This is a genomic window from Kitasatospora sp. NPDC007106, from assembly GCF_040634455.1.
GTDB classification, from domain to species: domain Bacteria; phylum Actinomycetota; class Actinomycetes; order Streptomycetales; family Streptomycetaceae; genus Kitasatospora; species Kitasatospora arboriphila.
Map to the genome: position 1 here is coordinate 1 of NZ_JBEYFP010000084.1, position 16,966 is coordinate 16,966.

A 16,966-nucleotide genomic window follows, 5' to 3' on the forward strand; every position below is an offset into this window, starting at 1 on the left:
CGAACAGTGCCGTGGCGGTCAGCGAGGCGGCGACGGCGGAGAGCCGGACGGTGCCGGGCAGTTCCGCCCCGTGCTTGCCCGTGACGGCGCCGAGCAGGAGCAGCGGCTGCAGCAGGCCGGTCAGGTAGAGGGACCAGCGGATGAAGAGCTCGGTGAGCTTGGGCTTGCCCAGCGCCCGCCAGCGCCGCGACGGCCTCAGCAGGTCCACGTCGTCCCCTCTCGACGGATGCACGGTCGACAGATCCTCCCATCGGCGGTGGCCGCCGGACTCCTCCGGTGCGGCGGGTACGGCGGACACCCCGGTGTTCCGGCGGGCGGCGGTCAGCGGCGCGGCTCCCAGCGGAACCAGCGGCGGGCGGCCCAGACGGCGGCGGCGAGCCAGACCAGGCCGAGGCCGAGGTGCGGCAGGGCCTCGACCCAGCTGCCGAGGAAGTCGGTGGGCGCCTTGGAGCCGTCGGTGCCGAACCAGCCGAGGCGGATCAGCTGGAAGGCCGGGGTGGTGGGCAGCAGGCGGCAGGCGGTGGCGAGGCCGTCCGGCATGGTCTCCAGCGGAAGGAGCAGGCCGGAGCCGAGCTGGGCGAGCAGCAGCAGCGGCAGGGTGGTGATGCCGGCGGTCTCCACGGATTTGGTGAAGGAGCTGGTGGCGGCGGCGAGCGCGATCAGCAGACCGGTGCCGAGCAGCAGGCCGGCGGCCATCAGCAGCGGGTTGACCGGGGCGGGCAGGTCCAGCCTGGCGGCGCCGACCGCGCCGACGACGCCGCACTCCAGCAGGCCGAGGACGACCGAGGGGAGCGCCGTGCCGGCCAGGATCTCCAGGTCGCGGGCCTCGCCGGTGCGCAGCCGCTTGAGCACGAGTTCGCCGCGGCGGGCGACGTAGGCGGAGGTGAGGTTGTAGTAGACGACGAAGAGCAGGATCAGTCCGGCGACGCCGTTGACCAGGTTGGCGTGCAGGTCGAGGTTGGGGGTGGTCTCGGCCTGCTGGTCGAGGATGCCCTTGAGGCTCATCATCATGACCACCGGCAGGGCGACGGCCATGAACAGCGCGGTGCGGTTGCGCAGCAGCAGGGTGGCCTCGGTGCGGCCGAGGGCGAGCAGACGGCCGGCGGTGGTGGTCGTGGCCGGGGCGCCGGGTGCGGAGGTGGCTGCGGTGGCGGCGTGCGTGGTCATCGGGGGCTGCCGATCGTCTCGGGGGTGGCGGCCGCTTCGGCGGCAATGGCGAGGAAGGCCTCTTCGAGGGTGGCGCTGCGGGCCTCCAGGCCGCCGAGCGCGACGCCGTGGTGGGCGGCCCAGCCGAGCAGGTCGGTGAGGTCGGCCTGGAGCTGCGGGGTGCGGACGGTGATCCGGCGGCCGTCCGCGGTGATGTCCGCGGCGGGCAGGGCGGGCAGGCCGATCGCCTCGTACGGGCCGCAGCGCTCCGGGAGTTCGAAGGCGATCTTGGCCGGGCGGCCGGCGATGACCTCGGAGACGGTCCCGGTGGCGGCGATCCGGCCGGCGTGCATGATCGCGAGCCGGTCCGCGAGCTCCTCGGCCTCCTCCAGGTAGTGGGTGGTGAGCAGCACGGTGGTGCCGTCCTCGCGCAGCGTGCGGACCAGCCGCCAGACCGCGGCGCGGGCCTCGGGGTCGAGGCCGGTGCTGGGTTCGTCGAGGAAGAGCACCTCGGGGCGGCCGAGCAGGGCGACCGCGAGGTCGAGACGGCGGCGTTCGCCGCCGGAGAGCTGCTTGACCCGCACCCCGGCACGGCCGCCGAGGCCGACCAGGTCGAGCGCCTCGCCGACCGGGCGGGCGCCACTGGTCAGTCCGGCCCAGCCGCGGCAGGTCTCGGTGACGGTGAGGTCGCCGGGGAAGCCGCCCTCCTGGAGCATGATGCCGATCCGCGGCCGGACGGCGGTGCGCTCGCGGTGCGGGTCGTGGCCGAGGACCCGGACCTGCCCGCCGGTGGGGGCGGCCAGTCCTTCGAGGAGTTCCATGGTGGAGGTCTTGCCCGCGCCGTTGGTGCCGAGCAGGGCGAAGAGCTCGCCGCGGCGGACGGTGAGGTCGAGGCCGCGGACGGCGTCGAAGCCGCCCGGGCCGGTGGGGCCGTAACGGCGGTGCAGGTCCACGGCCTCGACGGCCGGCCCGGAGTGGCTGGTGTCCTTCATGCCTCCAGCCTCCCGGCGGGCGGCGCGCGGGGTCAGTGCGTACCGTCACCGGCTGCCGGTGCGCTTGCACGGGTGGGCGGTGACAAATGTCATCGGCGGTGCCGCGCGTGTCGGCAGCACGACGAAGGGCCCCCTCTGCGAGGGAGCCCTTCGTACTCGGAGCGGACGACGAGATTCGAACTCGCGACCCTCACCTTGGCAAGGTGATGCTCTACCAACTGAGCCACGTCCGCATGCTGTTGAGTTGTACTGCTGCACTGCTACTGCTGTGTTGCTCGAACACTGCGAGCGGACGACGAGATTCGAACTCGCGACCCTCACCTTGGCAAGGTGATGCTCTACCAACTGAGCCACGTCCGCACGGTGCCTCGGCACCGATCGCCCCTCCCGGCTGCCTTTCGGCCTCCGGTTGCGGCGACGAGAAATACTCTACCCCATCGATCGGAGTGCTCGCCCCACCCTTTCCCCGGAGGGGTACCGGGGCGGGGCGGCGGCACGCTCAGTTGGCCTCGGCGAACTGCTCGTAGACGGCCTTCGGGATGCGGCCGCGGGCCGGGAGGTCCATGCCGTGCGACTGCGCCCAGGCCCGGACGGCCTGCGGGTCGGGGGTCAGGGCGGTGCGCCGGAAGGACTTGCCGGTGCGGCTCTGCCGGCGGCCGGCCGCGACGAACGGGGCGAGGGCCTCCCGCAGCTTCTCCGCGTTCTCCACGGAGAGGTCGATCTCGTACGACTTCCCGTCGACACCGAAGTGGACGGTTTCCGCGGCGGTGCCGCCGTCCAGGTCGTCGGAGAGCGTGACGACTACACGCTGAGCCATGGGTGTCAATCCTCTCGGGCAATTCGGCCGCCGGATGCTGGTGTCCGGTGGCCCGTCCGCCGGCGGCGCGCACGGCGGCATGCGGGCATGCCGTGCCAAATGACAGCCGATGGCTGCCGCCGGTCGCCCTATTCTGCACCCAAAGAGGCTGGAAATCGAAGGCCTCGGCATTCCTTTTTTCCGGATATTCACGAGGCTTCACGAGGGTGCCGGATAGTCGGGGATAGTCGTGGTCGACATGTCCGGTGTGCCGGTATTCGGGTGTTCTCGGCCCGGCCGGCCGGGGCGCCATTGAATCCGGAGAAAGGGGGCGTGCGGGGGCGGCTCGAACGTGCGGAGCCCTTGCGGCGTAAGGGGCGTTTGTCTACGCGCGTCACCAGGACCGACCCGCCGGGAGGCCCGAAATGCCAGGTAGTCTGAAGGTCCCCCGCCTTCACGCAATCACCACCGGGAGTGCCAGTGGCACGCGTCGTAGTCGACGTCATGCTCAAGCCGGAGATCCTCGACCCGCAGGGACAGGCGGTGCAGCGCGCACTGCCGCGTCTCGGCTTCGCCGGGATCGCCGACGTCCGCCAGGGCAAGCGTTTCGAACTGGAGCTGGAAGGGCCGGTGGACGACGCCGCGCTGGCCCGCATCCGCGAGGCCGCCGAGACGTTTCTCGCCAACACCGTGATCGAGGACTTCACCGTCCGCGTCGAGGGAGAGGCGAAGTGACCACACGCGTCGGCGTCGTCACTTTCCCCGGCTCGCTCGACGACCGCGACGCCCAGCGCGCGGTGCGCCTCGCCGGCGCCGAGCCGGTGGCCCTCTGGCACCGGGACAAGGACCTGCACCAGGTCGACGCCGTCGTCCTGCCGGGCGGATTCTCGTACGGCGACTATCTGCGCTGCGGGGCCATCTCCCGCTTCTCGCCGGTCATGGACACCATCATCGAGCAGGCCCGGCAGGGAATGCCCGTCCTCGGTATCTGCAACGGCTTCCAGGTGCTGTGCGAATCGCACCTGCTGCCCGGTGCGCTCACCCGCAACGACTCGCTGCACTTCGTCTGCCGCGACCAGAAGCTGCGCATCGAGAACGCCGACACGGCGTGGACGTCCGATTACAGCAGCGGCCAGGAAATCGTCGTGCCGCTGAAGAACGGCGAGGGCCGCTTCGTCGCCGACGAGCACGTCCTGGACGAACTCGAGGCGGAGGGCCGGGTCGTGGCCCGTTACCTCGACGTCAATCCGAACGGTTCGTACCGCGACATCGCCGGCATCACCAACGCGGCGGGCAACGTCGTCGGCCTGATGCCGCACCCGGAGCACGCCGTGGAGCCGCTCACCGGCCCGACCACCGAGGGCCTGGGCTTCTTCACTTCCGTCCTGAAGCAGCTGGTGAACGCCTGATGAGCCTCGACACCGTCAAGAACGCCGAGCAGACCCCGGACGCCGCCCAGCCCTGGGCCGAGCTCGGCCTCAAGGAGGACGAGTACGCGCGCATCCGGGAGATCCTCGGCCGCCGTCCGACCGGCGCCGAACTCGCGATGTACTCCGTCATGTGGTCGGAGCACTGTTCGTACAAGAGCTCCAAGGTCCACCTCAAGCAGTTCGGCGAGAAGGCCCCGGAGAACGACGCGATGCTCGTCGGCATCGGCGAGAACGCCGGCGTCGTCGACGTCGGCCAGGGCTACGCGGTCACCTTCAAGGTCGAGTCGCACAACCACCCGTCGTACATCGAGCCCTACCAGGGCGCGGCCACCGGCATCGGCGGCATCGTCCGCGACATCCTCGCGATGGGCGCCCGCCCGGTCGCGGTGATGGACCCGCTGCGCTTCGGTGCGGCCGACCACCCGGACACCCGCCGGGTGCTGCCCGGCATCGTCGCGGGCATCGGCGGCTACGGCAACTGCCTGGGCCTGCCGAACATCGGCGGCGAGGTCGTCTTCGACTCCTGCTACCAGGGCAACCCGCTGGTCAACGCGCTCTGCGTCGGCGTCATGAAGCACGAGGACATCCACCTCGCCAAGGCCTCCGGCCCCGGCAACCGGGTCATCCTCTACGGCGCCCGCACCGGCGGCGACGGCATCGGCGGCGTCTCCGTGCTCGCCTCGGAGACCTTCGACGCGACCGGCCCGGCCAAGCGCCCCGCCGTCCAGGTCGGCGACCCCTTCCAGGAGAAGCTGCTCATCGAGTGCACCCTGGAGATCTTCAAGGAGGACCTGGTCGCGGGCATCCAGGACCTCGGCGGCGCCGGCCTGTCCTGCGCCACCTCGGAGCTGGCCTCGGCCGGCACCGGCGGCATGCGGATCGAGCTGGACACCGTGCCGCTGCGCGACAACACGCTCTCGCCGGAGGAGATCCTCATGAGCGAGTCGCAGGAGCGCATGTGCGCGATCGTCGAGCCGGCCAAGGTCGACCGCTTCCTGGAGATCTGCGAGAAGTGGGACGTCATCGCCACCGTGATCGGTGAGGTGACCGACGGCGAGCGCCTGGAGATCTTCTGGCACGGCGAGCAGGTCGTGGACGTGCCCCCGCGCACCGTCGCCCACGAGGGCCCGACCTACCACCGCCCCTTCGCCCGCCCGGACTGGCAGGACGCGCTGCAGGCCGACGCCCCCACCGCCGAGCGGCTCGCCCGCCCGGCGGACGGCGCCGGGCTCAAGGACGCCCTGCTCAAGGTCGCCGGCTCGCCGAACCAGGCCTCCAAGGCGTGGATCACCGACCAGTACGACCGCTACGTGCTCGGCAACACCGTGCTCTCGGTGGGCGAGGACTCCGGCATGATCCGGATCGACGAGGAGACCAACCTCGGCGTCTCGGTCGCCACCGACGGCAACGGCCGCTACGCCAAGCTGGACCCGTACACCGGCGCCCAGCTGGCCCTGGCCGAGGCGTACCGCAACGTCGCGGCCGGCGGTGCCAAGCCGCTCGCCGTCTCCGACTGCCTCAACTTCGGCTCCCCCGAGGACCCGGACGTGATGTGGCAGTTCGCCGAGGCGACCCGCGGCCTCGCCGACGCCTGCCAGGTGCTCGGCACCCCGGTCACCGGCGGCAACGTCTCGCTGTACAACCAGACCGGCGACGTCGCCATCCACCCGACCCCGGTGGTCGCGGTGCTCGGCGTCATCGACGACGTCACCCGCCGCACCCCGATCGGCTTCGGCGAGCAGGGCCAGCTGCTGTACCTGCTCGGCGACACCGAGGACGAGCTCGGCGGCTCGGCCTGGACCCAGGTCGTGCACGGCCACCTCGGCGGCCTGCCGCCCAAGGTCGACCTGGAGCGCGAGCGGCTGCTCGGCGAGATCCTCATCGCGGCCTCCCGCGACGGCATGATCGACGCCGCGCACGACCTCGCCGACGGCGGCCTCGGCCAGGCGCTGGTGGAGAGCTGCCTCAAGGGCGGCAACGGCGCCCGCGTCGTCGTCCCGGAGGGCACGGACCCGTTCGTGTTCCTGTTCTCCGAGTCGGCCGGCCGCGCGGTGGTCTCCGTGCCGCGCAGCGAGGAGGTCCGGTTCAACGACATGTGCGGTGCCCGCGGCCTGCCGGTCGCCCGGATCGGTGTCGTCGACGGCGACGCCCTGGAGGTCCAGGGCCAGTTCACCGTCACGCTGGCGGAGCTGAAGGACGCCCACACCGGCGTCATCGAGGCCCTGCTCGCCTGACGGATGCGCACGTCCCGAGGGGCGGCCGGCTCTGCGGAGCGGGCCGCCCCTCGGCGTACGCTGCCGGTATGCCGACGAAGACCCGCACGTACGACCCGGCCAAGGTGCGCGCCGCGCTCGCCGGGCAGACCGAGGCGCTGCGCGGCGCCGTCCGCGGCCTGACCGCCGCCCAGCTGGACCTGCCGACCCGCCTCGGCGACTGGCGGGTACGGGAGTTGGTGTCGCACCTGGGCATGGTGGTCAGCTGGGTGCCGGCCCACCTGGACGAGCCGCTGCCGGACGCCGCGGCGATCACGCCGCTGGACTGGGCGCGGAAGACCCGTACCGCGGCCGCCACCATCAACGACATCGCCGAGGAGCTCGCGGCCGGCCCGTTCGCGGGCACGCCCGCCGAGGTGGCCGCCGAGTTCGACCGCCGCTGCGACGAACTGCTCGCCGTGCTGGCCGGCCCGGCCGCGGCGGAGACCGGGCGGCTGATCGGGATGCGCTTCGGCCCGATGCCGCTGGCAGACTTCCTGGTCACCCGGCTGGTGGAGACCGTGGTGCACGCCGACGACCTCGCGGACGCCCTCGGCACCGCCTTCCCGCACGACCGGCAGGCGGTGGCCGCGGCGACCCGGCTGCTCGCCGACGCCTTCGCCGACCAGGTGCCGGGCGGCGCCGTCGAATTGCGGATCCCGCCGTACGCGGTGGTGCAGGCCGTCGAGGGCCCCCGGCACACCCGCGGCACCCCGCCGAACGTCGTCGAGACCGACCCGCTCACCTGGATCCGGCTGGCCACCGGCCGGCGCGCCTGGCCGGACGCGGTCGAGGCGGCCGAGGTGCACGCCGGCGGGGAGCGCAGCGACCTCCGCGGCTGGCTGCCCGTCCTGGGCTGACGCCCGCCGCTGCGGCCGCGGCGGCGCCGCAGCGGGGTGACGGACCCTCGGGGTGTCGGTGCTCAGTAAGCTCATGGGTCGTTCACCGGGCTACGAGGGGACCAGGCATGAGTGACGGTGCGCGTCGGATACCGCCGCTGAGGGCGGGCCGCAAGCCGGCCGGACGGGCGCTGCTGGGCTGGCTGGCCGACCCCCGCGCGCCGCGGCTGTGCCGGGTCGCCGGCTCGCCCGGGGCGGGCAAGACCCACCTGCTGACCTGGTTCGGCGAGGCCTGCACCGGGGAGCGGCTGCCCGAGCCGCAGCGGGTGCACGCGGTGCTCGACGGCGAGCGGCTCACCGTCGACAGTGCGCTCTGGCTGCTCGGCCGCCGCCTCGGCCACCTGGTGCACAGCCCGGGGGAGCTGATCACCGCCCTGGCCGACGAGGGCCGGCCGGTGGTGGTCTGCGTCCCGGACCTGGGCCGTGCGGTGCACCCCTCGCACCTGGTGGCTGGGCTGCTGCGGCCGCTCGCCGAGTCCGAGCTGGTGCGGCTGGTCGTGGAGGCGCCCGACGGCGGCGCGGCGGCCGCGGCCTTCGGCACGGCCGTCGCGGAGGCCGCCGTCCTGGACCTCGACCGGCCGGAGTGGACCGACCCGGCCCGGTTCGCCGCCTGGGCGGCCTCGGTCGGCGGCGACCCGGCCGCCTACCCCAGCCCCGGGGCGGCCGACGGCAGCGCCGGGCGGCCGGCGGAGACCGCGGCCGAGCTGATCGCCCGGGTGCCGCGCCATCCCGACGGCCGGCCCGACCTCGGTGCCGCCGACGAGGCGCTGCTCGGCGACCTGTGGACGGCCGCCGCCAAGGACGGCTCCGCCTCCGGACTGCTCGCCGACGCCCAACTCCTCACCCGTGCGCGGCCGGTGGCGGTCACCGCGGCCATGGACTTCGTCAACGGTCCCGTCCCGGACGCCTGGACGGCGGCCGGCCCGGCCCTGGTCGGCGAGGACGACCCGGCCGTCCGTGCCGCGGTGCTGCGCACCCGTCTGATCGGCATGGACGACACCGCGGCCGACCGGCTCGCCGAGGTGCCCACGCCCTGGCGGGCCGAGTGGGCGATGTGGCCGGGCTCCTCGAAGGGCTGGCCCGGCCCGGTGGCAGGTCTGGCGGTGGGCACCGGCGGCTACGCCGGGCAGCTGCTGCTGGCGGATCCGGGCGGCGTGGTGCGCACCGTGGACACCTCGTCCGGGCGGCCGCTGGCCCGGGTCGCCCTGCCGGACGCCCGGCCGCTGCGCGGGCTGGCGGCGGCCCCGGACGGCACCGTGCTGCTGCTGGACGCGGAGGGGACCGCGGCCGTGCTGCCGGAGCCGGCCGGGCAGCCGGCGGGCGGGGCCGCCGCCGAGCAGGCGCTGCACGCCCTGCAGGCCGCCGTCCGCGGCGAGTTGAGCGCCCTCGCCACCACCGGCCCGCAGGGGCTGCCGGCGGTGGCCGACGACACCGGCTCGGTCCACCGCTGCCGGCCGAACGGCGGTACGGACGCCGAGAAGCTGCACGAGGGCCCGGTGACCGCGCTCGCCGGCACCGCCGGACTGCTGCTCAGCGGAGGCTTCGACGGGGCGGTGCGGCGCTGGGACGCGGCCGCGGACGGTCCGGAGGCCGAACCGGTCGACCGCCGCGGCAGCCAGGTCACCGCCGTGGCGGCGGTCGACACCCCGGCCGGGCCGGCGACGGCCGCGGCGTGGGCGGACGGTCTCGTACGGCTCCGCCGGCCGGGCGCGGACGGCCCGGTCGACCTGCGGCTGGGCTCGCAGGTCTGGGCGCTGGCGCTCACCGCCGAGCTGCTGGTGGCCGGCACCGGGGAGGGCGTCGCGGCGATCCGCTGCTGACGGCCCGCCACTGCCGGTACGGCGTCCGCGGCACCGGTCCGGGGGCGCCGGCCGGGCAGTACCGAGCGGCCGGGAGCACCGAGCGGCCGGGCGGCGCGGGACGCCGGGTGCTACGGAACGGCCGGCCCGCTGATGTAGGTGCCGTCCGCGGTGTAGGGCCAGGCGTTGGCGACGCAGCCGTTGAGGCCGTAGATCTGCTGCATCATGGCGGGGGCGGGCTTGCCCTTGCCCGGGCAGCCCTCGTGGCCGTGGCCGATCCGGTGCCCGACCTCGTGGTTGACGATGAGCGCCCGGTAGTCGTCCAGGGAGCCGCTGAACTGCGGCGAACCGGTCAGCCAGCGCTTGGAGTTGACGACCACCTGCTTGCCGACGTCGCAGTTGACCTCGCCCTTGGTGTCCAGGCCGGCCGAGCCGCAGATCCGGTCGACGGTGTCGGGCGAGGCGACCTTCACGGTGAAGTCGTAGACGCCGTCGGAGACCAGCTTGAAGCCGTTCTTGCCGTCGGTCGTCCAGCTGCGCCTGTCGCCGAGGATCGTCTGGACCTGCTGGGCGGCGGCCTGCGGGTCGATGCCTATGCCGTCCTCCACCTCGACCCGGTAGCGCCGGATCAGGCCCTTGCCGACCGCATCGCCCTTGGAGGTGGCGACGGTGAAGGTGCCCTTGCCCTTCTCGGTGACGGCGGTCGGGCTCGGGGTGGGGCTGGGCGTGGGCTTCGGGGCCGGGGCCGGTGACTCGGTCTTCTTGACGGCCGGAGCGGCGCTGCTGGCCAGCGGCGGGATCGGCCGGGCCTGGGCGGTGGGGCCGCCGGCCCCGGTGTCCTTGGCGCCGCCGAGCACCATGAAGGCGGTGCCGCCCAGCACGGTCAGTGAGCAGAGCAGGCCGACGCCGAAGACGGTGCGCCGCCGTGCCCGGCGCCGCCGCTGCTGTCGGGCGCGGCGTCGGCTGGGCGCGGGTGCGTTCCTGGTGGCGGAGGCTGCTCGCACGAGGTGCTTTCTGGTCGGCGACGGGGCGTGACGGACCGTCATGGTGTTGCAGGATCGATACCGTCGATCCACCCTCGCACGCAACCGGCCTGCATGTCCACATACTCGGTATGCATCGGCCGCCCGGTGCGGGTCGCGTCCGGGCTGACGCCACGACTGGAGACGCGCCGCGCCCCGGGTCGGTTGCGGGCGCGGCTCGCCCCGCCGCGGCGGCGTCAGCGCAGGTGGAAGGAGCGGGCGGGCCGGCCGGTGCCGGGGGCGAGGTCGACCAGGTGGACCTCGCCGCCGACGGTGACGCGCAGCCGGTCCGGGCCGTCCCACGCGACGGAGGTCAGCCCGGCCGACGGATCGTCACTGGTGAACTCCCCGAGGTGCCAGCGCCGTTCGACGAGCCCGGTGGCGTCGTCGACGTAGACCCGGCTCAGCGTGTCGACCCAGTCCGGCGCCTCCTCGACCACCAGCACGCGGTCGGGGCGCCCGGGCGCGGCCTGCCGGAGGGTCACCTCGCCGTTCCAGAAGAACCCGAGGAACTGCGCGGCCGGCAGGACGGCGGCCAGCGCCGCGCCCACCAGGGCGGTCTCGGCCCGGACGAGCGGGGAGCGCGTCCGCCGCACCAGCGCGGCGGTGAACAGCACGATCGCGGCGGTGCCCAGCACCACCGGGTGGTCGCAGATCCGGGCCAGCAGCAAGGGGCCGCCCGAGCGCCCCGCCCACAGGCCGGTGCCCAGCACGGCGAGGGCCGCCGCGCCGGCCAGGACGAGGGGCCGTGCCCCGCGCAGGTGCTCCGCCATGCCGATCCCGCCCTCACTGCCGCGTCCGGCCGTCCCGGTGCCGGCGCAGAGTCTGCCGGATCGGCGGGCGGGCCGTGCGGCGGGGGCCCGGGGGTGCGCGGGAAGTCCGCGGGCGGCCGTGGCGGCCGCCCGCGGGGTGTCGCGGCGGGCGGTCAGCCCAGCATGTCGGCGGCGGTCGGCGAGCTGTCGCGCAGGAACTGGGCGCAGCGCTCGGCCTCGTCCTTCTCCTCGATGGCGGCGGCCGCCCGGCCCAGGGCGTGCAGGGCGCGCAGGAAGCCGCGGTTCGGCTCGTGCTCCCACGGCACCGGGCCGTGGCCCTTCCAGCCGCTGCGGCGCAGCGCGTCGAGGCCGCGGTGGTAGCCGGTGCGGGCATAGGCGTAGGACTCGACGACGCGGCCGGCGGCGTAGGCGTCGTCGGCCAGCTGCGCCCAGGCGAGCGAGGACGTCGGGAACTTCGCCGCGACCTCGGCGGGCGAGGCGCCCTGAGCCAGCGCCTCCAGCGGGCCGGGCTCGGCCGGGAGGTGGGTCGGCGGCGGACCGCCGAGCAGGTTCTCGTGAATGCTCATGGGCTCCAGTCAACCACTGCCGGGCGGCGTGCCCGGGTACCGCAGGGAGGGGCGGTACCCGGGCACGGCCGGGGCGCGGCGCCGGAAGGGGGTCGGGCGCGGCGCGCCGGGTGCGGGCCGGAAGGGGGTCAGGCCACGCAGCTCATGGTGGCGCTGTGCAGCTGGCCGAGGCGGGTGCCGGTGGCCGTGGCGAAGGTGAAGTACACCTTCACGGTGTTGTTGTTGAAGTTCATGACGTGGCTGACGGTGACGCCGTTGGGCTCGACCCAGTTGGTGAAGTAGAGGCCCCAGCCGACCTGGGCGGTGGCCAGGGCGGCGTCGAAGGTCTCGCCGACGCCGGTGCCGGCGACGGTCTCGGAGTGCAGCGAGGTGCCGTCCGCGGAGTAGGTGTTCTTGTAGACGTTCCCGTTGTCGACCGTGATCAGGTAGGTCTTGCCGGCGAACGGGGGCAGGCTGGTGCGGGCGGCGGAGGCCGTCGCGGCCGCGGTGCCGTCGTCGGCGGAGGCCTGTCCGGCGACGAGGGTGGCGCCGCCTGCGGAGAGGGCGAGGGCGGCGGCGAGGGCGACGAAACGGCGCTTCATGGGGCTGTTCCTTCCACGGTGGGACGGCTGGCGGGGCGCGGTGGGACGGTGCCCGGCCGAAGCTACCGACCGGCCGGACGGGGGTGTTGCCGGTCCGCGCACCGGGCGTCGTGGATCCGCGCACGTCGGTCGTGTCCGCAGGTGGGGGCGGTGGTGGCGGGGTGGGACGGGGGTCGGCCGGGGGTGCCGGCGGGCCGCACATCGGTCCTGCCGATGGCTATTGATACCTTCGGGAAGGTTTGTTTCTATCGGGTGGGTGTCCCGACGCGTGCCCGCGCATTCGGCGGCGACCGCGTGCAGCGAAGAAGAGCCCGACCTTCCCCAGCGAGACCGCCGGGCAGGTGTTCCGGCGCCCCAACCGATGGATGAACCAGAAGGGCCAACTCCAGCCCACTGGAACGGAGTTCGAGATGATCAAGCTGCAAGACGCCCTGCGGCACGCCGCTGAACGCCCGGACCACGTCGCACTGGTGGACGGCGGACGCCGGATCACCTGGAGCGAACTGGCCGACGAGATAGCCAAGGTGGCCGGCGGCCTGGCCGCGGTGCTGCCCGGGGGACGGCCGGCCCGCGCCGCCTTCCTCTGCTGCAACGGCTGGGAGCTGGTCGTCACCATGGCCGCCTTCGAGACGCTGGGCGTGTCCGTCACCGGCCTCGACTTCGAGGCCACCCCGGAGGCGACCGCGGACGCCCTGGCGCAGCTCCGCCCGACCGTCGTGGTCAGCAGCAAGCTGCACCGCCCGCTGCTCATCGCCGCCGGCTGGGCCGACCGCGAGGGCGTGCTGCAGGTCCACCTGCACGGCGTGGGCGAGGAGCTGGCCGCGCCCGAGCCGGTCGTCCCGGACCCGCAGGCCGGCGAGCCGGTGCACTACTCGACGCTGGCCGCCGCGCAGACCGCCGTGACCGCGCAGATCTCCCAACCCTACGAGCACTTCGCGGTGAGCTACGACGTCGCCGGGAACCCGCGGCTGGTGGTCCGCCGCCGCTCCTTCGAGGCCCGCCGGCTCGCCGAACTGGTCGACGAGTTCGCCTTCGACGAGGACGACACCTACCTGGTGACCGTCCCGATGTACCACGCGTCGAGCCCGGGCTGGGCGCGGGTGTTCTTCGCCCTGGGCGGCACCGTGGTGCTGGGCCCGTACCACGACCTCGCCGAGATGTGCCGGCTGATCACCGACGAGGGCGTCACCGCCACCCTGATGGTGCCGCCGGTGCTCTCCCGGCTGCTCGCCCACCCGGCCTCCGCCGAGCTGCGGCAGACCTCCCGGCTGCGCTTCCTGCTCACCGGCGGCCAGCACCTCAACCGCTGGATCGTCAACGAGGCCTGGGACCGCTTCGGCCCCGTCCTGCACCACTACTACGGCTCCACCGAGACCGGGCTGGTCACCCTGCTCGGCCCGGACGAGCTGGCGCTGTCGCCCTGCCGCTCCGGCCGCGCGATGCCGGGCATCGGCATCGCCGTGCTGGACGCCGAGCACCGCCCGCTGCCGCCCGGCGCGCGCGGCCGGGTCGCCGTCGCGAGCTACCAGCTCATGGACGCCTACGGGGACGCCCCCGCGCCCTCCGTGCTGGTCGACCTGAGCGACGGCCAGGGCCCGCGGCCCTTCCTGCTCACCGGCGACGACGGCGTCATCGACTACGAGGGCCGGCTGGAGCTCACCGGCCGGACCAGCGGTGCGGTGCGGGCCCGGGCCGACGGCGACCACGACTCCGCCTTCTTCGGGCTGGAGACCGAACTGCTCGACCAGCCGGCCGTCCGCGATCTGGCCGTGCTGCGGGTCACCGTGCCGGACCACGGCCCCGTGCTCGCGGTGCCCTTCGTCCCGGTCGCCCGGGACCTGGAGGCGTCCGCCTACCGGGCGGTCAGCGCGGTCTGCGCCCGCCGGGTGCCGTGGATCTCCGCGCACGTGATCGCGGTCGACGCCATCCCGTACAGCCCCACCGGCACCATCCGCACCGGCGAGCTGCTCACCGAGATCATGCCGCTGGTCAACCTCTACATCCACCTGGACAAGCAGTCAGCTACGGAGATCCCCGCATGACCACGCCGGTTCCGCCGCACACCTCCGACGACCAGCTGGACGAGGCCGACCTCGGCACCCGGCTGCTCTCCCTCGAACGGGCGCTCACCGAGCTGCCCGCGGCCCGCCAGACCGCCGTCCTGATCGGCGAACTCCCGGACCACGGCGACGTGCTGCTGGTGGCCTTCGTGCCGGCCGACGCCGAGCGCGAGGAGTCCACCCAGCGCGCCGCCCGGGCCGCCTGCGCCCGGCTCGTCCCGGCGCTGCCCGCGCTGGTGATCCCGGTCGACGACATCCCGTACACCCTGGACGGCGAGCTGCGCGGGCAGCAGCTCTTCGACGAGATGCTGCCGCAGATCGCCCGCGACCTGCTGCTGCCCAAGGAGATGTCGGCCTGAGCCGGACTCCCCGGTGCCGGTCGCGCCCCGGCACCGGGGCCGGCGGCCCGGGCGCCGGCGGGGGCACGAAACCCCGCCGGAGCCCGGGCCGCACCCCTGCCTCAGCCGGCGTACGCGGCCAGGCCCGTCCGGGTGTACTCGGCGGCCGCCGCCTCCCAGCTGAGCGCGCCGTGGGCGGCCAGCGTGTGGACGTCCCGCCAGGCCCGCTGGAGCGCCGAGTCCTCCCACTGGGCGGCCACCCCGCCGGCCCGGAAGAGCCGCTCCACCGCGGAGACGGTGAGTTCCACCGCCAGCGCGGTGTCCCGCAGGTTGCGGCCCACCGCGCGGTCGCCGACGGCCCCGGCGTCCGCCCGCGTCGCGGCGTCCGCCAGCAGCGAGGCCGCGATGTCGATCTCGGCCGAGGCCCGCGCCATCACCTCGCAGCGGGCCGGGCTGACGGCCGGACCGCCCGGACCGTGGGTGTCCGCCAGCGGCGCCGCCCAGGCCTTCAGTGCGCCGCGCGCCGCCCCCACGGCGGGCGCGGCGAAGGCGAGCCCCGCCACCAGCCGCGGCGGCACGCCGTGGCAGCGGGCCCGGTCCGGGGCCGCGGAGGCCCGGACGAGGTCCATGAAGGCCAGGCAGCGGTGCGCCGGCACGGCCAGGGGTTCGGCCACGCTGACGTCGTGGCTGCCGGTGCCCCGCAGCCCGTTGCTGTGCCAGGTGTCGTGGACCGTCACCGCCTCCCGGGGGACGGCCACGATCAGGAAGTCGCCCGGCAGGGCCGCCGGGTCGGGCAGCGCGAGCAGCACCCACGCCGCGTTCCGGACCCCGCTGACGCACCGCCAGCGGCCGGTGACCAGCACCCCGCCGTCGGCCGTCCGCTCCAGCCGGCCGGTCGGCGGCACGAGCGCGGCCGCGATCGGGACGTCCGGGGAGGCCCCCCAGATCTCCTGCTGGCCGGCCTCGGGCAGGAAGGCGGCCAGCCGCCCGTGGGCCGCCTGCAGGGCGGCGCACCAGGCGGTCGAGGTACAGCCCTCCGCCAACGAGGCGGTCGCCGCGACGAGTTCGGTGAAGCTGCCCTCCGCGCCTCCCCAGCGGCGCGGGACGAAGTGGCGGGCGAAGCCGGAGCCGGCCAGCCGCTCGGCCAGCGCGGTGTCGAGGCCGCGCAGCCGGTCGGTCTCGGCGGCCCGGCCGAAGGCGGTCGGGCGGAGCGCGTCCGCGGCCGACGTGAGTGACCCGGGCAGCCCGGTGGTCCGGGCCGTGGTGCAGGGATCGTCCAGAATGCTCAACGTTGTCTCCCCCTGTCGTGGACTGGCGTCACGTGCCGGGACGACGCCGGCCGCCGGCAGGGCCGGGGCACCCGTTGCCCGTTCGGTTAGCGGCGCAGCGGGCGGGGACGTCGTCGTCGACGAGGACAGCGTGGCCGACCGGAACCGGTCGCGGAAGGCGGCCGCAGCCACGGGGTGCGGATGCGGGCGTTCCGGAGCACGGGTACGTGGCCGGCTGCCGTCGTACCGCAGAATATTTGGAACATACCTTCGTGACGTTATGATTCGCGCGAAACTCCGGCACGACCGTGCCGGCACCCCTGGAGGTTGAGCCATGGCGGCCAGCGGGAATCCGGTCAGCGGCACCAGCAGGAGCCGGGGAACGGCAGCAGGTCGGAGCGCTCCGGCCCTGAAACAGGCGCGGGCGCTGCGCACCCGGGCGACGGTCCTGGAGGCCGCCGCCGCACTCTTCGCCCGCAAGGGCTTCAAAGTCGTCACCATGCAGGAGATCGCCGAGGAGGCCGGTGCCACCAAGGGCGCCGTGTACTTCCACTTCCCCAACAAGGAGGCGCTCGCGGCCGAACTGGTCGGCAGCTTCTACGCGGCCGCGCCGAAGACCACCTCGGCCCTGGCCGACCCGGACCTCAAGCCGCTGGAGACCGTCCGCCGGCTGACCATGGAGACGGCGCGCAGGCTCCGCGACGACGCGGTGGCGCAGGCGGCCGTCCGGCTGCAGACCGAGCGCATGGTCACCGACGCCGAACTGCCGCTGCCCTTCATCGACTACATCGCCGTCTACACCCTGCTGCTGGAGCGGGCCAAGGAGGCGGGCGAGCTCCCGGCGGACGCCTCCGCGGCGTCGCTGGCGCGGACGATCGTCGCCTCGTTCTTCGGCGTCCAGCACGTGTCGTGGATCCTGAACGACCGCGCCGACGTGGTCGCGCGGGTCGAGGAGCTGCTGGACCTGATCCTGCCGGGGAGCTGACCGCCCCGCGCACCCCGATTCCGGCGGGGGCATCGGCTCCGCGCAGTTCTGCGCGGAGC

Annotated in this window: 17 protein-coding genes and 2 tRNA genes; 8 read left to right on the forward strand and 11 right to left on the reverse strand. The window is 74.4% G+C overall.

The genetic code is table 11. The features are described 5' to 3' along the window. From ABZ641_RS11040 to ABZ641_RS11065, 6 genes are all read right to left on the reverse strand, one after another. Positions 1–208: hypothetical protein (locus ABZ641_RS11040; protein ID WP_359980876.1), on the reverse strand; the 208-nt coding region annotated here is incomplete at its 3' end. A 113-nt stretch (positions 209–321) separates the two neighbouring features. Then, positions 322–1,167 (reverse strand): ABC transporter permease, encoded by an 846-nt coding sequence (locus ABZ641_RS11045; protein ID WP_344622168.1) that lies wholly within the window; start codon positions 1,165–1,167, stop codon positions 322–324. Then, complete coding sequence (locus ABZ641_RS11050) at positions 1,164–2,138, reverse strand: ABC transporter ATP-binding protein (RefSeq protein ID WP_344622167.1); 975 nt, start codon at positions 2,136–2,138, stop codon at positions 1,164–1,166. The genes ABZ641_RS11045 and ABZ641_RS11050 overlap by 4 nt, the downstream gene beginning before the upstream one ends. A gap of 160 nt (positions 2,139–2,298) precedes the next feature. Then, a tRNA-Gly gene (locus ABZ641_RS11055) sits at positions 2,299–2,371 on the reverse strand. Positions 2,372–2,425: 54 nt separating this feature from the next. After that, positions 2,426–2,498, reverse strand: a tRNA-Gly gene (locus tag ABZ641_RS11060). Positions 2,499–2,637: 139 nt separating this feature from the next. Continuing rightward, positions 2,638–2,955 (reverse strand): Lsr2 family protein, encoded by a 318-nt coding sequence (locus ABZ641_RS11065; RefSeq protein ID WP_030274670.1) that lies wholly within the window; start codon positions 2,953–2,955, stop codon positions 2,638–2,640. 453 nt (positions 2,956–3,408) lie between these two features. Here ABZ641_RS11065 and purS point away from each other — a divergent pair, with 453 nt between their 5' ends. The 5 genes from purS (at position 3,409) to ABZ641_RS11090 (ending at position 9,335) form a co-directional block, all read left to right on the forward strand. Next, positions 3,409–3,669 carry a phosphoribosylformylglycinamidine synthase subunit PurS gene (gene purS, locus ABZ641_RS11070; protein WP_199922992.1) on the forward strand — a complete coding sequence of 87 codons (261 nt, stop codon included), beginning with the start codon at positions 3,409–3,411 and terminating at the stop codon, positions 3,667–3,669. Then, a complete protein-coding gene (purQ, locus tag ABZ641_RS11075) occupies positions 3,666–4,343 on the forward strand; it encodes a phosphoribosylformylglycinamidine synthase subunit PurQ (RefSeq protein WP_030274667.1) in 678 nt (225 codons plus the stop codon). The genes purS and purQ overlap by 4 nt, the downstream gene beginning before the upstream one ends. Further along, on the forward strand, positions 4,343–6,598 hold the full coding sequence (gene purL / locus ABZ641_RS11080) for a phosphoribosylformylglycinamidine synthase subunit PurL (protein WP_344622165.1): 2,256 nt from the start codon (positions 4,343–4,345) through the stop codon (positions 6,596–6,598). Before purQ ends, purL begins: the two co-directional genes overlap by 1 nt. 68 nt (positions 6,599–6,666) lie before the next feature. Then, positions 6,667–7,476 carry a sterol carrier family protein gene (locus ABZ641_RS11085; protein ID WP_344622164.1) on the forward strand — a complete coding sequence of 270 codons (810 nt, stop codon included), beginning with the start codon at positions 6,667–6,669 and terminating at the stop codon, positions 7,474–7,476. 107 nt (positions 7,477–7,583) lie between these two features. Further along, positions 7,584–9,335, forward strand: coding sequence for a hypothetical protein (locus tag ABZ641_RS11090; protein ID WP_359980882.1), 1,752 nt, complete (start codon positions 7,584–7,586; stop codon positions 9,333–9,335). A 110-nt stretch (positions 9,336–9,445) separates the two neighbouring features. On the opposite strand, the gene ABZ641_RS11095 is transcribed toward ABZ641_RS11090, so the two are convergent. The 4 genes from ABZ641_RS11095 to ABZ641_RS11110 all read right to left on the reverse strand — a co-directional run bounded on the left by ABZ641_RS11095 (position 9,446) and on the right by ABZ641_RS11110 (position 12,256). Next, the gene (locus ABZ641_RS11095) at positions 9,446–10,318 is read right to left on the reverse strand and encodes a DUF3152 domain-containing protein (RefSeq protein WP_344622162.1); all 873 of its coding nucleotides are present in this window, start codon (positions 10,316–10,318) and stop codon (positions 9,446–9,448) included. Between the two features lie 215 nt (positions 10,319–10,533). Next, positions 10,534–11,109, reverse strand: coding sequence for a hypothetical protein (locus tag ABZ641_RS11100; RefSeq protein WP_344622161.1), 576 nt, complete (start codon positions 11,107–11,109; stop codon positions 10,534–10,536). Between the two features lie 152 nt (positions 11,110–11,261). Further along, positions 11,262–11,675 carry a DUF3151 domain-containing protein gene (locus ABZ641_RS11105; protein ID WP_263104466.1) on the reverse strand — a complete coding sequence of 138 codons (414 nt, stop codon included), beginning with the start codon at positions 11,673–11,675 and terminating at the stop codon, positions 11,262–11,264. Between the two features lie 128 nt (positions 11,676–11,803). Then, positions 11,804–12,256, reverse strand: coding sequence for a hypothetical protein (locus ABZ641_RS11110; protein ID WP_344622160.1), 453 nt, complete (start codon positions 12,254–12,256; stop codon positions 11,804–11,806). 410 nt (positions 12,257–12,666) lie between these two features. On the opposite strand from ABZ641_RS11110, the gene ABZ641_RS11115 reads away from it, so the two are divergent. Together ABZ641_RS11115 and ABZ641_RS11120 are read left to right on the forward strand one after the other, a co-directional pair. Next, positions 12,667–14,298 (forward strand): class I adenylate-forming enzyme family protein, encoded by a 1,632-nt coding sequence (locus tag ABZ641_RS11115; protein WP_344622159.1) that lies wholly within the window; start codon positions 12,667–12,669, stop codon positions 14,296–14,298. Continuing rightward, positions 14,295–14,675 carry a hypothetical protein gene (locus ABZ641_RS11120; protein ID WP_344622158.1) on the forward strand — a complete coding sequence of 127 codons (381 nt, stop codon included), beginning with the start codon at positions 14,295–14,297 and terminating at the stop codon, positions 14,673–14,675. Before ABZ641_RS11115 ends, ABZ641_RS11120 begins: the two co-directional genes overlap by 4 nt. A 101-nt stretch (positions 14,676–14,776) precedes the next feature. On the opposite strand, the gene ABZ641_RS11125 is transcribed toward ABZ641_RS11120, so the two are convergent. Continuing rightward, on the reverse strand, positions 14,777–15,943 hold the full coding sequence (locus tag ABZ641_RS11125) for an acyl-CoA dehydrogenase family protein (protein WP_359980888.1): 1,167 nt from the start codon (positions 15,941–15,943) through the stop codon (positions 14,777–14,779). Positions 15,944–16,256: 313 nt separating this feature from the next. Between ABZ641_RS11125 and ABZ641_RS11130 the strand changes: the two genes are divergently transcribed. Continuing rightward, positions 16,257–16,907 (forward strand): ScbR family autoregulator-binding transcription factor, encoded by a 651-nt coding sequence (locus ABZ641_RS11130; protein ID WP_344622156.1) that lies wholly within the window; start codon positions 16,257–16,259, stop codon positions 16,905–16,907. The last annotated feature ends 59 nt before the right edge of the window (positions 16,908–16,966 follow it).

Coding starts and splice junctions, on each gene's coding strand:
- ABZ641_RS11120 (WP_344622158.1), top strand. CDS start 14,295: ATGACCACGCCGGTTCCGCCGCACACCTCCGACGACCAGCTGGACGAG.
- ABZ641_RS11050 (WP_344622167.1), bottom strand. CDS start 2,138: ATGAAGGACACCAGCCACTCCGGGCCGGCCGTCGAGGCCGTGGACCTG.
- ABZ641_RS11130 (WP_344622156.1), top strand. CDS start 16,257: ATGGCGGCCAGCGGGAATCCGGTCAGCGGCACCAGCAGGAGCCGGGGA.
- ABZ641_RS11065 (WP_030274670.1), bottom strand. CDS start 2,955: ATGGCTCAGCGTGTAGTCGTCACGCTCTCCGACGACCTGGACGGCGGC.
- purL (WP_344622165.1), top strand. CDS start 4,343: ATGAGCCTCGACACCGTCAAGAACGCCGAGCAGACCCCGGACGCCGCC.
- ABZ641_RS11110 (WP_344622160.1), bottom strand. CDS start 12,256: ATGAAGCGCCGTTTCGTCGCCCTCGCCGCCGCCCTCGCCCTCTCCGCA.
- ABZ641_RS11085 (WP_344622164.1), top strand. CDS start 6,667: ATGCCGACGAAGACCCGCACGTACGACCCGGCCAAGGTGCGCGCCGCG.
- ABZ641_RS11105 (WP_263104466.1), bottom strand. CDS start 11,675: ATGAGCATTCACGAGAACCTGCTCGGCGGTCCGCCGCCGACCCACCTC.
- ABZ641_RS11100 (WP_344622161.1), bottom strand. CDS start 11,109: ATGGCGGAGCACCTGCGCGGGGCACGGCCCCTCGTCCTGGCCGGCGCG.
- ABZ641_RS11115 (WP_344622159.1), top strand. CDS start 12,667: ATGATCAAGCTGCAAGACGCCCTGCGGCACGCCGCTGAACGCCCGGAC.
- ABZ641_RS11045 (WP_344622168.1), bottom strand. CDS start 1,167: ATGACCACGCACGCCGCCACCGCAGCCACCTCCGCACCCGGCGCCCCG.
- ABZ641_RS11090 (WP_359980882.1), top strand. CDS start 7,584: ATGAGTGACGGTGCGCGTCGGATACCGCCGCTGAGGGCGGGCCGCAAG.